Annotated in this window: 12 protein-coding genes; 7 read left to right on the forward strand and 5 right to left on the reverse strand. The window is 64.0% G+C overall.

Annotated elements, in window-relative coordinates:
• Positions 1 to 66: 66 nt before the first annotated feature.
• The 3 genes from cysK to V8192_RS12540 are packed head-to-tail and all read right to left on the reverse strand — an operon-like array spanning position 67 to position 3,498.
• The gene (gene cysK, locus V8192_RS12530; protein WP_341633439.1) at positions 67 to 993 is read right to left on the reverse strand and encodes a cysteine synthase A; all 927 of its coding nucleotides are present in this window, start codon (positions 991 to 993) and stop codon (positions 67 to 69) included.
• Positions 994 to 996: 3 nt separating this feature from the next.
• Entirely contained in the window at positions 997 to 2,265 is a 1,269-nt protein-coding gene (locus V8192_RS12535) for an MFS transporter (protein ID WP_341633440.1), read from the reverse strand.
• 9 nt (positions 2,266 to 2,274) lie between these two features.
• The gene (locus V8192_RS12540; protein WP_341633441.1) at positions 2,275 to 3,498 is read right to left on the reverse strand and encodes a cation:proton antiporter; all 1,224 of its coding nucleotides are present in this window, start codon (positions 3,496 to 3,498) and stop codon (positions 2,275 to 2,277) included.
• A gap of 90 nt (positions 3,499 to 3,588) precedes the next feature.
• Here V8192_RS12540 and radA point away from each other — a divergent pair, with 90 nt between their 5' ends.
• Positions 3,589 to 4,956, forward strand: coding sequence for a DNA repair protein RadA (radA, locus tag V8192_RS12545; RefSeq protein WP_341633442.1), 1,368 nt, complete (start codon positions 3,589 to 3,591; stop codon positions 4,954 to 4,956).
• 75 nt (positions 4,957 to 5,031) lie between these two features.
• On the opposite strand, the gene V8192_RS12550 is transcribed toward radA, so the two are convergent.
• Complete coding sequence (locus V8192_RS12550; RefSeq protein WP_341633443.1) at positions 5,032 to 6,066, reverse strand: glycosyltransferase family 2 protein; 1,035 nt, start codon at positions 6,064 to 6,066, stop codon at positions 5,032 to 5,034.
• 126 nt (positions 6,067 to 6,192) lie between these two features.
• On the opposite strand from V8192_RS12550, the gene V8192_RS12555 reads away from it, so the two are divergent.
• The 6 genes from V8192_RS12555 to V8192_RS12580 all read left to right on the forward strand — a co-directional run bounded on the left by V8192_RS12555 (position 6,193) and on the right by V8192_RS12580 (position 12,476).
• On the forward strand, positions 6,193 to 6,900 hold the full coding sequence (locus V8192_RS12555) for a class I SAM-dependent methyltransferase (RefSeq protein WP_341633444.1): 708 nt from the start codon (positions 6,193 to 6,195) through the stop codon (positions 6,898 to 6,900).
• A 76-nt stretch (positions 6,901 to 6,976) separates the two neighbouring features.
• On the forward strand, positions 6,977 to 8,392 hold the full coding sequence (locus V8192_RS12560; protein ID WP_341633445.1) for an MFS transporter: 1,416 nt from the start codon (positions 6,977 to 6,979) through the stop codon (positions 8,390 to 8,392).
• Positions 8,393 to 8,433: 41 nt separating this feature from the next.
• Positions 8,434 to 8,961 (forward strand): CvpA family protein, encoded by a 528-nt coding sequence (locus V8192_RS12565; protein ID WP_341633446.1) that lies wholly within the window; start codon positions 8,434 to 8,436, stop codon positions 8,959 to 8,961.
• Positions 8,958 to 10,265, forward strand: a complete 1,308-nt coding sequence (cysS, locus tag V8192_RS12570) for a cysteine--tRNA ligase (protein ID WP_341633447.1) — start codon at positions 8,958 to 8,960, stop codon at positions 10,263 to 10,265. Before V8192_RS12565 ends, cysS begins: the two co-directional genes overlap by 4 nt.
• A complete protein-coding gene (locus V8192_RS12575; RefSeq protein WP_341633448.1) occupies positions 10,262 to 10,687 on the forward strand; it encodes an iron-sulfur cluster assembly scaffold protein in 426 nt (141 codons plus the stop codon). The genes cysS and V8192_RS12575 overlap by 4 nt, the downstream gene beginning before the upstream one ends.
• A gap of 46 nt (positions 10,688 to 10,733) precedes the next feature.
• Complete coding sequence (locus tag V8192_RS12580) at positions 10,734 to 12,476, forward strand: monovalent cation:proton antiporter-2 (CPA2) family protein (protein ID WP_341633822.1); 1,743 nt, start codon at positions 10,734 to 10,736, stop codon at positions 12,474 to 12,476.
• Here V8192_RS12580 and V8192_RS12585 read toward each other — a convergent pair.
• Complete coding sequence (locus V8192_RS12585) at positions 12,473 to 13,021, reverse strand: shikimate kinase (RefSeq protein WP_341633449.1); 549 nt, start codon at positions 13,019 to 13,021, stop codon at positions 12,473 to 12,475. The two genes, V8192_RS12580 and V8192_RS12585, sit on opposite strands and share 4 nt — an antisense overlap.
• Positions 13,022 to 13,029 lie beyond the last annotated feature (8 nt).

A 13,029-nucleotide genomic window follows, 5' to 3' on the forward strand; every position in this document is an offset into this window, starting at 1 on the left:
GGTCAATGGTGCAGTATTGCAGGGCGCCGGTTAATAGCTGCCCAAACGAACGCGGTTACCGGTGCCTTAAGCCTCCTGTGGCAGGAAGTCGGGGACGGAGAGGTACCGCTCGCCGGTATCGTAATTGAACGTGAGGATCCGCGGCCGGTCGCCGAGCTCGGGCAGCTTCTGTTCAACTCCGGCCAGTGCTGCCCCCGACGAGATGCCGATGAGGAGGCCTTCCTCGCTTGCCGCGCGGCGTGCCATTTCCTTTGCCTGTTCCGCGTCGACGTCGATGACTCCGTCGAGAATCTTCGTGTTTAGGATGCTCGGGACGAAATTGGCGCCGAGCCCCTGTATCGGGTGCGGCCCGGGTGCTCCGCCGCTGAGGACCGGCGAAAGCGCGGGTTCGACGGCAAAGACCTTGAGGTTTGGCCACACCGGCTTGAGGACCTCGGCGCAGGCGGTGATATGTCCGCCCGTTCCGACGCCGGTGATGATCGCATCGAGCGGCTGGTCGCCGAAATCGCGAAGGATCTCCTGGGCGGTCGTCCGGCGGTGGATCTCGACGTTGGCCGGGTTGTCAAACTGCTGTGGCATCCAGCTGTTGGGAGTCTTGGCCACGAGTTCGTTAGCCCGCTCGATCGAGCCTTTCATGCCCTTTGCCCGGTCGGTCAGCTCGAATTGCGCTCCGTAGGCGAGCATGAGTCGGCGCCGTTCGATGCTCATGCTGTCGGGCATGACGAGGATGAGCTTGTAGCCCTTCACCGCCGCGACCATGGCAAGGCCGATCCCGGTATTGCCCGAGGTGGGCTCGATGATCGTGCCCCCGGCTTTGAGCTTCCCGGTCCGCTCTGCATCCTCGATCATGGCAAGGGCAATGCGGTCCTTGATCGAACCGCCCGGGTTGGCGCGTTCCGATTTCATCCAGACTTCGGCCTTGTCACCGAACAGGCGGTTGATGCGGATGTGCGGCGTGTTGCCGATCGTCTCGAGGATATTGGCGGCCTTCATGCCCTAGCTCTCCTCTGCTTGTGCAGCGCGCAAATCGGGTGGTTCGAAGCTTTTTGCAAGGCGGAGCTCCGGGAACCACCAGGACCAGAGTATGACCACGAACATCGCGCCGATACCGCCAGCGATGACTGCTGGGACAGGACCGATGACCGCGCCCAGGAAGCCAGACTCTGCTTCGCCAAGTTCGTTCGAGGCGGAGATGAAGAGCGAGGAGACTGCGCCAACGCGGCCGCGCATCTGGTCCGGCGTGTAAAGCTGGATGAGTGACTGCCTAACGTACACCGAGAACATGTCGGCTGCACCGAGGAGCGCAAGGCAGAGGAGTGAAAGCGGCATCCAGCGCGAAAAGCCAAACAGGATCGTGGCCCCGCCGAACACGCCGACGGCAGTCAGCATCTTGGTCCCGACGTTGTGCTTCAGTGGCCGGATCGAGAAGAATGCCGCCGTCAATGTCGCGCCGAGCGCCGGGGCAGCGCGCAAGTGGCCGAGGCCTTCTGCCCCCGCGTGAAGCACGTCGCGCGCGAATACCGGGAGCATCGCTGTTGCTCCGCCCAGCAGAACGGCGAAGAGATCAAGGCTGATTGCGCCGAGCACCAACCGGTTGTGGCGCACATATTTCAATCCCTCGACCATTTGCGCCCAGGGGTTCTTGCGGTGGGTGAGCTCAGTCCGCGGAACCGGCGGGATCGCAAGGAGGCCAAGGAAGGCTGTCGCGAACAGGATTGCGCTCGCGGCATAGGGCGCAAAGGGCGCAAAGGCATAGAGATAGCCCCCGACGGCAGGGCCCAGGATCGCTCCCGTCTGCCAGGACATTGACGACAGTGCGATTGCACGTGGAAGGATTTTGGCGGGTACGAGATTGGGCGCAAGCGCTCCCAGAGCCGGTCCGGCAAAAGCGCGACCGACGCCGAGCAGGGCAGCGACCGTGTAGAGTGCAAGAAGGGTTGTCGTGTGCGTCCAGGCGAGCCAGCCGAGCGCTATTGCGCAGCCAAGCTCGAGGGCAACCGCGGCACGCGCGATCCAGCGCCTGTCGATCCGGTCCGCGGCCCAGCCGCTGACAAGGGTCAGGAGAAAGAGCGGGACAAATTGAACGAGGCCGATGATGCCTAGGCGAAACGCCGCTTCCTTGAGGCCCATCGTCGCGCGAGCAATGTCATACACTTGCCAGCCGATGACGATGACCATCGCAAGGCTGCCGATCGTCCAGCTCAACCGGGCAAGCCAGAAATAGCGGAAAGCCGGAATTCGAAGGGGTTCGGGAACGAGGCTCACGATGGCCGACTAGCCAGCGCTCGCCGGTGCCGCAATCGTCTCCTCGGAATGGCGCCCCGATAGACCAAAGTGCCTGATCAGCCAGGGCATGGTTAGCCCCTGGACCAGGATCGAGAAGGCAACGACCACGAATGCAGTGACGATGATGGCGTCGCGTTCGGGCACGTTTGCGGGGACCGCGAGTGCAAGTGCAAGTGCCAGTGCTCCCCTGAGGCCTCCCCAGAACAAGGTGTGCTGGTAGGCGGCGGGCAATCGCCATCTCGACCCCCTGAAGAACAGGGCCAGCGGATAAATGGCAAGAGCCCGGCCCGCGAGCACTAGAAGGATCGCGGCTGCGACCGCAGCGGATCCGAGATTGCCGAGCGGCTGGTTGGCTTCGGTCATTCCGATCAGGATGAAGACGAAGCTGTTTGCGAGGAACGCAAAATATTCCCAGGCGCGGCGTACGCTGACGCCGCCCTCCTCAGACAGGAATCGCGTACCGCCGCTGCCGATCAGGAGGCCGCCCGCAAGTGCGCTGATAATACCTGATGCGTGCAGGTATTCCGCGAGAAGGAACGAGCCATAAGCCGCGATCGTGGTCAGCGTGATCTCGACCAGCGGGTCGTCGGTGCGGCCCACCATCATCAGTATCGCACCGCTCACGAACAATCCGATGAGCGCTCCTCCGGCCAGAGACCAGAGGAAGGCAGGGACGATGGTTGTCACTCCGGGCGAGGCTCCCGAAGCGACCGCGGCGAAGACTGCAAAGCCAACCGCTGCAACGCCGTCGTTGAGGAGGCTCTCTGATTCGACCACCATCGAGACCCTGGCGTCACAGCGAAGCTCTCTGAAGGAGGCGATTACCGACACGGGATCGGTTGCGGCAATCAGCACTGCGAACAGCCACGCGCCGATCCAGCTCCAGCCAACCAGGTAGTGCATGCCTGCGGCAACAATTGCCGCGGCGATTGCAACCCCTGCAAAGGCAAGGGTGAGGGTGAGTGGCAGCTCGCGGCGGAAGCGCTGCCAGTCGAGCTGCAATGCTCCCTCAAATACAAGGGGCGGAAGAAGGATGTTGAACATGAGCTCGCGCGAGAGCGGCACGTCAGGGCTGATGGGAAGAAGCGCGATGAGAAAACCTGCAACCAGCAGCCCGACGATATAGGGAAGGCCAAGCCGTCGCGTCAGGATCGCGATGAGGCAGGAGACCAGTAGCAAGGCTCCGATCGGTACGAGTGAGACGCCGTCCATGAAACGGTCATACCAAGGCGGTCCCCGTCGGTCTGCACTGCTGTTCCAGTTCCTCTTTCACGGCACCAGCGTTCGTGTATTGTTCCCGTCATGGCAAAGGTGAAATCGCGCTACGTCTGTCAAGCATGCGGATCCGTTTCGAGCCGCTGGCAGGGCCAGTGCCCCGACTGTGCCGAGTGGAATACGCTCGTCCAGGAAGGCGCCGAGGTCTCGAGCATCTTTGCAGCCAAGCACAACCTCCAGGGCGGTGGGCGCGTCATTCCGCTGGTGGGTCTCGAGACCCCGGCTGTCCTTCCACAACGGCTGCCGAGCGGCCTTGCTGAGTTCGACCGTGCAATCGGTGGAGGGATAGTTCCCGGCTCGGCGATGCTCGTTGGAGGCGATCCGGGGATCGGCAAATCAACGCTCCTGCTGCAGATCGCGGCGAGGCTCGCCTCCGCCGGCAGCAAGGTCGCCTATATTTCGGGGGAGGAATCGGTCGAACAGGTGCGGCTTCGGGCAATCCGGCTGGGGCTTGGCGGAACGCCCGTACGCGTTGCTGCCGCAACGTCGGTCCGGGACATCCTCACCACCGTCGGTGAGGGCGAACCTCCGGCGCTTCTCATCGTCGATTCGATCCAGACGATGCACAGCGACCTCATCGAGGGCGCACCAGGGACAGTGAGCCAGGTCCGGGCGTCCGCGCAGGAACTGGTCCGCTTCGCCAAGGAACGCGGCTCGGCACTCGTGCTCGTTGGTCACGTCACCAAGGACGGAACGATCGCGGGTCCCCGCGTCCTCGAGCATATGGTCGACACGGTCCTGAGCTTCGAGGGCGAACGAAGTCACCAGTACCGGATCCTTCGCGCGATGAAGAACCGCTTCGGCGGGACCGACGAGATCGGCGTCTTTGCGATGGAGGGACAGGGATTGACGGAGGTGCCCAATCCCTCGGCCCTGTTTCTTACGCATCGCGGAGAGCCGGTGAGCGGAACGAGCGTGTTTCCGGCGATCGAGGGCTCGCGCCCGGTTCTCGTCGAAATTCAGGCGCTCACGGTACGGCTTGCGACCGGAGCCACTCCACGGCGGGCGGCGGTGGGCTGGGATGCCGGGCGACTCGCGATGATCCTGGCCGTGCTCGAGGCGCGCTGCGGCCTCAGCTTTGCGACCGCGGAAGTCTATCTTAACGTCGCCGGAGGATACCGGCTGAGCGACCCCGCCGCCGACCTTGCAGTGGCCGCGGCGCTCGTCTCGGCGCTCTCGGAACGGCCGGTTCCGAGCGACTGCGTCGTCCTTGGCGAGATCGCGCTGTCGGGCGAGATCCGGCCGGTCGCTCATCTGGGACTAAGGCTCAAAGAATCTGCCAAGCTCGGCTTTGATTCGGCCTGGGGGCCGCGGGGCGCGAACGGAAGCGAGGGGCTAAGCACTGGCGAATTTGCGAACCTGCGGCAACTCGTCGACCAGATACTCGGCCGCTGATCAGTCTCGAGGCATCCTCCTTGCACACCGGACCGGCGGCGCCCGGTAACGCGATAGCAGCGGCAAGCAGGATCCCTAGTGGGCCAGTGGCTCGATCCCGACGGTGTCCCGAACGACGTAGAGCGGGCGCTGCTTGGTCTCGGTGAGGATGCGCCCGACATATTCGCCGAGCACGCCCAGCGAGATGAGCTGGACGCCCCCAAGAAAGAGCACCGATACCATGATCGATGCATAGCCGGGGACCCGATTGCCAAAGACCATCGTGTCGAAGGCAATGAAGCCAGCATAGCAAAGGGCGAAGAGCGCGATGACGGCACCGACATAGGACCAGATGCGCAGCGGCACGGTCGAAGCCGACGTGATGCCGTCGAGCGCCAATGTCCACAATTTCCAGTAGTTGAACTTGGTCGTCCCCGTTTCCCGTTCGACGCGGTCGTATTCAACCGCCGCCTGTCTGAACCCCGCCCAGGCAAACAGGCCTTTCATGAAGCGGTTGCGTTCGGGAAGCGCACGGATCACGTCGACGACCTTGCGGTCCATCAGCCGGAAGTCGCCCGCGTTTTCCGGAATCTTGTCCTGGCTGACCCAATTGTGCGCACGGTAATAGAGGCCGGCGGTCAGGCGCTTGGGAAGTGGGTCGCTCGCACGGCACCTTCTCACTCCAAACACCATCTCGACGCCGTCGCGCCACTTGGCCACCATCTGCGGAAGCACCTCGGGCGGGTCCTGCATGTCGACGTCCATCGGAATGACCGCGTTGCCGCGGGCATGGTCGAGGCCCGCGCTTAGCGCCGCCTCCTTCCCGAAATTGCGCGAGAAGGAGAGCGCTCGAACGCGCGGATCCCGCTGATTGGCGGCAACGATCGCAGCGAGGGTTGCATCGGTGCTGCCATCGTCGACGAAGAGGATCTCCCAGCCTTCACCCTGTGCGATTTCCTCGAGGATTGCGCCAACCCGCTCGACGAAGGGCAGGACCGCCTCTTCTTCGTTCTTGACTGGCACGACGACGGAGAGAAGCGGCGCCACCATGCCGCGCTTGACGAGAGCAGCGCGAAGGTCGCCGACCAGCGGCGGCGATGCGACTGCGAGTTTCTTGCGCTGGGCAGCCAATTTTCCCTCCCGTTTCCAAGGAGGCTAGGCGGTAATGGTTTACGAGACCTTTACTTCTTTGGCCGCAGACAGGCCCGGACGAACGGGAGGGTTGTGAAGAGTATGGAACGCGCCGTCTTCGACCGAATGGCCGAACTCGATCAGGTTCATTGGTGGTTCGTGGCCCGGCGGCGGATTCTTGAAACGCTGATCAGGCGAGTGGTCCGGCTTCCTGCCAAAGCGCGCATCCTCGAAGTAGGCTGCGGCACCGGACATAATCTTGCGATGCTGAAGAAGTTCGGAAGCGTCGAGGCAAGCGAGCTCGACCGTTCGGCTCGTGCCGTCGCCAACAAGCGCCTGCGCGGCAAGGTGAAGGAAGCAAAGCTTCCCGACCTCTCGATGTTCGAGCGTAATTCCTACGATCTGGTAGCCCTCCTCGACGTCCTCGAGCACGTGCCCGACGACCTCGCTTCGCTCCGCGCGATCCATCGCCGGCTGAAGCCGGGAGGCAAGCTCCTGCTGACCGTGCCGGCCAATCCCTGGATGTGGAGCGCGCACGACACGGCTCATCACCATTTTCGCCGCTATACGAAGGGCAGCCTTGAGGAACTGTTCCTGCGCAGTGGACTTGAGGTGGAGCTTTTGAGCTACTTCAACACCCTGCTTTACCCGCTTGTCGCCGCCGCAAGGCTGGTCGGAAAGGTAACGCGCAGTCGTTCGGCGGATGACAAGCTTCCGGGGGACCTCGCGAACGGCGTCCTGGAGCGGGTCTTCGGTTTTGAAGCGGGCCTCCTCGGACGGGTCCCGATGCCCTTCGGCGTCAGCCTCGTCGCAATCGTCCGCCGGCCGGCCTAACCCCGCTTCGAAAACGGGCCGGCGCGGCCGCATTGGGTTGCGGTTCGTTGGGGCGGTCGCCAATGGACTGGCAGCCGTGAACCGCGAAACTTCCACCCCGACCAAGGACCAGCACCAGGACGGTCTGCCCATTCCGCGACGATACTGGTCCGTCATCAGCATCTGGCTCGCGTTGACCATGGCCGTGCTGGACGGCGCCATTGCGAATGTCGCGCTTCCGACGATTGCCCGCGAGCTCGGGGCAAGCCCGGCGATGTCCGTGTGGATCATCAACGCCTACCAGCTCACCATCACGATCCTGCTGCTGCCGCTCGCGGCCTTGGGCGACCGGCTCGGCTACAAGTGCATCTACATCCCGGGCCTTGCCCTGTTCACTCTTGGATCCGTCGGCTGCGCCCTTGGCGGCACCTTGCCCCTTCTGATCGCGGCACGCGTCTTCCAGGGTATTGGTGCAGCCTGCATCATGAGCATGAACGCTGCGCTGGTGCGGGCGACCTATCCCTCCAGCATGCTTGGTCGCGGCATCGGCTATAACGCGATGGTGCTCTCAATGTCGGCCGCGACCGGCCCGACGCTCGCGGCCCTGATCCTCAGCCTAGCCTCCTGGCCCTGGCTCTTCCTCATCAACCTTCCAATCGGCATCGCTGCGCTGATCGTCGGCCGCAAGGCGCTTCCCGACCCGGCGGGGCATGGTCAGCCCTTCGACTGGCTGTCTGCACTGCTGAGCGCGGCAATGATGGGCCTCATCGTTTTTGGTGCCGAGGATTACGCACGCGAGGGCAACCAGCTGGCATTCGGACTGATCATCGCGGGCGTCGTCGCCGGTGCCATCCTCGTATGGCGCGAGCGGCGCGATCCGCGTCCCCTGATCCCGCTGGACCTCCTGCGAATACCGATTTTCGCCCTTTCGATCTCAACTTCTGTTGTCTCGTTCGCAGCTCAGATGCTGGCCTATGTCGCGCTTCCGTTCCTGTTCCAGAGCGTGCTCGGCCGGTCAGTTGTCGCAACCGGCTTGCTGATGACGCCCTGGCCGATCGCGGTCGGCATCGCAGCGCCCGTGGCGGGACGCTTGGCAGACCGGCTGAACGCCGGCCTCCTGGGCGGCGTCGGGCTTGCGATCTTTGCCGCCGGACTGTTCCTTCTATCGCGCCTCGGCGCCTCGCCGAGCAATTTGGACATTGTCTGGCGGATGGCGGTTTGCGGCCTTGGCTTTGGCCTTTTTCAATCGCCCAACAACCGGACGATCGTCAGCGCGGCTCCCAAGCCACGGTCGGGAGCAGCAGGCGGAATGCTGGCAACTGCAAGGCTGCTCGGCCAGACTGCCGGAGCCGTTGCAGTCGGCGCTGCTTTCCACCTTGCAGGAGTGGGTGTTGCGCCGCAGCTGATGCTTGCGGCCGCCATTGCAGCGCTGGTCGCTGCGGGCCTCAGCTTGACCCGGCTGCGGGTTCCCGGGCCAACGCGCGTCGCGGTCTATCGCCCGATCCTTGACTAGCGGGGCTGGAATCGGCTGTTTCGCTCGGCTAGCGCCTTGGCGTGACCGCGCTCGACGTCTTCGTTTTCCTGTTGCTGATCGGTGGCTGTGCCGTCGGTTTCGTCCGCGGCTTCGTGCACGAGGTGATTTCGCTCTTTGCCTGGATCGTCGCCGTCGCGATGCTCAAGCTTTTTCACACGCAGTTGTGGACCGGGCTCATTAACAGCTTTCACACGAGCTCGGCCGCGGCTGCGGTGCTAGCCTTCGCGATCCTCTTCATTCCGAGCTTCCTGCTGGTGAAGCTGCTTGCGCGGCAACTGGGGGGAAGGACCCGCCGGCATGCAGTGCTTGGCCCCTTCGACCGGACGCTGGGCGGCGGCTTTGGAGCGCTCAAGGGCCTGCTGGGCGCAACCCTTTTCTTCCTTCTCGCCAATCTTGCGACCGACATGGTCTATGGACCTCAGGCCGACAGACCGCAGTGGATGACGAAATCCAGGACCTACCCGCTGCTTAATGCAAGCGGCCGGGGCATTATCGACTGGGTGCAGGCGCGACAGCTGAGGCCCAATCCCGCCGGGAAGTCCCAGTGATCCGCCTCCACGACACGCTTGCTCGCGAAAAGCGGCCCTTCGTTCCGCTCAACAGGGAGCGGATCACCATGTATGTGTGCGGGCCCACCGTCTACGGCCGCGCCCATATCGGCAACGCCCGCCCGGCAGTGATCTTCGACACGCTCGCGAGGCTCATCCGCCACGAGTTCGGGTCCGACAGCCTCGTCTATGCCCGCAACGTCACCGACGTCGATGACAAGATCATTGCAGCGGCAGAGGCCGAGGGCGTTGAACCCTCGGTGATCACCGAGCGATACGAGAGCCGCTATCTGGAGGACATGGGGGCGCTTGGAGTCCAGGAGCCCACAATTGCGCCGCACGCGACCCGCGAGATCGCGCCGATGATCGCGATGATCGAGCGACTGGTCGAACATGGCAATGCCTATGAGGCCGACGGCCATGTGCTCTTCTCGGTTCCGAGCGATCCTCAATATGGTGTTCTGAGCAGGCGCGACCGCGATCAGATGATCGCGGGCGCCCGAGTGGAAATCGCGCCCTACAAGCGCGATCCTGCCGATTTCGTGCTCTGGAAGCCGAGCCGGGAGGGCGTCATCGGCTGGGAATCGCCGTGGGGACGGGGCCGCCCTGGCTGGCATATCGAATGCTCCGCGATGATCCGGGCGCACCTGGGCGAGACGATCGACATTCATGGGGGCGGTCTCGATCTCATCTTCCCGCACCACGAGAATGAGATCGCACAGAGCCGCTGTGCGCATGGGGGCGTGCCGCTCGCTCGCTTCTGGGTCCACAACGGCTTCGTCGACATGGGCGCTGAGAAGATGTCGAAGAGCCTCGGCAATATCGTCACGCCGGCTGACCTGCTGGCACAGGGCCATCACGGCGAGACGCTCCGGCTCGGGCTGCTCTCGGCGCATTACCGGCAACCGCTGCCGTGGACCGATGCTCTGGTTTTGCAGGCCAAGTCGACGCTCGACGGTCTCTATCGCAAGGCCGGGGATGCGCAGGCCGGAAGCGTTGATGACGGCGTGCTCGACGCCCTTCGTGACGACCTCAACACGCCGCTCGCCCTCTCGCGCCTGGGAAGTCTCGAGGGCAGCACGCTGAAGGCAAGCGCAAACCTCCTCGGGCTCCTCGCGAATTCTGCAACCGAGTGGTTCCAGTCGGATGCAAACGCGGCACCGATCGAGGAACGGATCGCGGCCCGGGCCGAGGCGAAGAAAGCGCGCGACTTTGCCACTGCCGACCGCATCCGTGACGAGCTCAGGAAAGAGGGCATCGTCTTGGAGGACGGTCCTTCCGGCACTACTTGGCGCAAGGAATGACGGAGCCTCTCTATACGACCGAAATCCTGCGGCTGGCGGCCTCGCTAAGAGAGCCGCACGAGCTCGAGCGCGAGGACGGGCGCGCGGAGCTGAGGTCTCCGATGTGCGGCAGCCGCATCACGCTGGCCGTTCAGCTCGACGACGAGCGCCGCATCGAGCGCGTCTCGATGGAAGTGCACGCCTGCGCGTTTGGTCAGGCCTCGGCTGCCCTTGTCGAGCGACATGGCATTGGCCGAAGTCACGACGAGGTCGCAGAAGCGCTGGTCGACCTCAGCCGCTGGCTTGCCGACGAGCACGACACGCCCCCCTGGCCTGGAATAAGCGCGCTTGAACCCGCTAGGCCACGGCGGGGGCGGCACGGCGCGATCCTGCTGCCGTTCCGAACCCTGCTCGCGGCCATGGACGCCGCCTCGATTGGGTAGCGCTTCGCCAGTCGCCACCGGGACGCTCCTTCGGGACGGAGCGCTGATGCTTGGCGTCGCGCTCGTATTTGTGACGACGTTCCGTCGTCTGGGTCTTGGAGCGACGCTTGGCTATATCGTCGCGGGCGCGCTCATCGGCCCCTCGGTCCTCGGGCTCTTTCGCGAGCCGGAGGCCATTCAAAGCGTCTCCGAGATCGGGATTGCGCTGCTGCTTTTCATCGTTGGGCTGGAGCTTCAGCCAAGCCGCTTATGGCGACTCCGGACCGACATTTTCGGCCTGGGGCTTGCGCAAGTTTCCTTCTGCGGGGTCGCGATTGCCGCCATCCTGTTCTTCGGACCCGGCTTTTCGCCGGAGGCCTCGCTTGCCATCGGATTGCCGCTTGCGCTTTCCTCGACTGCGCAGGTGCTGCCGATGCTCCGCTCGGAAAACGAGCTGAACACGCCGCAGGGCGAGCGCGCCTTCTCGATCCTGCTGTTCCAGGACCTATCGATCGTCCCCTTGATCACGATCATCGCGGCGATGGCGAGGGTGTCGCCGGATCCGAGCGCTCCGCTCGGTTGGAAGCTTGCTCTTTACACGCTGCTTGCGATCATCGGCCTCGTCGCCTTCGGCCGCTTCGTGCTCAACCCGCTGTTTCGCCTCATCGGCCGCATGGGCGAACGCGAGCTGTTCGTCGTTGCCGGGCTGTTCACGGTCATCGGCGCTGCCGCCCTGATGCGCCACTTCGGCCTATCGACGGCGCTCGGTGCCTTCGTCGCCGGTGTCGTCCTTGCCGAATCGCCCTATCGCCACGAGCTGGAAAGCGACGTGGAGCCGTTCCGCTCCATTCTGCTCGGACTGTTCTTTCTTTCCGTCGGAATGCTGCTGGACCTTAGGATCATTGCTGCGCGCCCACTGCTGGTCATTGGTCTTGCGGCGGGCGTCATCATTACCAAGACCATCCTCATCAGCGCTCTGAGCCGGCTGTTCGGCTGCAGCTGGAAGGTCAGCATCCGCCTTGGACTGCTCCTCAGCCAGGCGGGCGAGTTCGGGTTCGTCCTCTTTGCAATGGCAACGGCAGCGCAGCTTATCTCGACGACCGCCGCCTCACTCTTCAGCGCGGTGGTCACGCTTTCCATGGCCGCGACTCCCTTTCTCATGCGCTTCATTGATTTTCTCGAGGGCCAGGACGACGAGCAGCGCGACGACCTCGACGGACCCGAGCTGTCGCCCGAAACGAGCGCCATCGTCGTGGGCTACGGCCGTTTCGGTCAGACGGTCGCCCAGATGATGATGGCGAAGGGCATCGGGGTCACCATCATCGACAAGAAGCCGGCACAGATCGAGCTTTCGAGCGAATTCGGGACCAAGGTCTATTACGGCGATGGCTTGCGCATTGACCTCCTTCGGACAGCCGGTGCCGAGACTGCAAGGGTGATCGCCTTTTGCAACGATAATGAAGGCGGCGAGATGACGCGTGATGCGGTTGCCGCCGTTCTTAGGACCTTTCCCCAGGCTTCGGTCATGGTGCGGACGTTCGACCGCCTGCACATGCTGCAGCTGAGGGGCCTCGACCTTGCCTTTGCAGAGCGCGAGCTGTTCGAAGGCGCGGTTGCAATGGGAAAAGCGGCACTGAGGGCGAGCGGTGTGCCGCGAGAGGAGATCGATCGCGTCGAGCGCGAGTACCGGATGCGTGACTGCGACCGGCTGGAGCTCCAGGGCGAGACCGGCGATGTCCGTGCCGGCTGGGAAACGGCTTTCGCTGCGGACCGGCCGCTTCCCGGCGAGACAGTCCAGGACCCTTCCTAGGTCTTGTCCCTGCCGGCGAGATGCTTTTCGAGTGCATCGATGATGGCGTCGACGACGTCCCTATGGGCGCCGTCGCCGCTCTTCACGTGGATGTGCGCTTCCTCGTAGGAAGGTCGCCGCTCGGCATCCAGCCGGTGGAGGACCGCCTTGCGATCGCCGCTTCGAAGCTGTGCGCGCGTGTCGCGCCGCGACGTCCGCTCTGCGAGAATGTCGACTGGGGCATCGAGCCAGACCGTGATTGCTCGCTCGTTCAGCAACCGGCGCGTGCGCGGGTCGACATAGGCGCCGCCGCCCGTTGCAATGACCCGGACATCCCCTTGGACAAGGCGGGCGACGAGTCGCCGTTCGCCGTCCCGGAAATCCCGTTCGCCATAGCGTTCGAAGACTTCTGCCGCCGGATACCCCGCGGCATCTTCGATTTCCTCGTCGGTATCGACGAAAGACACGCCTAGGCGGCGGGCCAGGCGGCGCCCGACCGTCGATTTTCCGACCCCCATTAGCCCGACCAGCACTACGGGCCGGTCGAGACGCTTGCCCAATTCCATCGCTTAAA

The organism is Sphingomonas agri, from assembly GCF_038148795.1.
GTDB classification, from domain to species: Bacteria; Pseudomonadota; Alphaproteobacteria; order Sphingomonadales; family Sphingomonadaceae; genus Sphingomicrobium; species Sphingomicrobium agri.

Excerpts from the sequence above, each read along its gene's own strand:
- cysK (WP_341633439.1), bottom strand. The coding sequence starts at position 993 with ATGAAGGCCGCCAATATCCTCGAGACGATCGGCAACACGCCGCACATC.
- V8192_RS12540 (WP_341633441.1), bottom strand. The coding sequence starts at position 3,498 with ATGGACGGCGTCTCACTCGTACCGATCGGAGCCTTGCTACTGGTCTCC.
- radA (WP_341633442.1), top strand. The coding sequence starts at position 3,589 with ATGGCAAAGGTGAAATCGCGCTACGTCTGTCAAGCATGCGGATCCGTT.
- V8192_RS12555 (WP_341633444.1), top strand. The coding sequence starts at position 6,193 with ATGGCCGAACTCGATCAGGTTCATTGGTGGTTCGTGGCCCGGCGGCGG.
- V8192_RS12575 (WP_341633448.1), top strand. The coding sequence starts at position 10,262 with ATGACGGAGCCTCTCTATACGACCGAAATCCTGCGGCTGGCGGCCTCG.
- V8192_RS12580 (WP_341633822.1), top strand. The coding sequence starts at position 10,734 with ATGCTTGGCGTCGCGCTCGTATTTGTGACGACGTTCCGTCGTCTGGGT.
- V8192_RS12585 (WP_341633449.1), bottom strand. The coding sequence starts at position 13,021 with ATGGAATTGGGCAAGCGTCTCGACCGGCCCGTAGTGCTGGTCGGGCTA.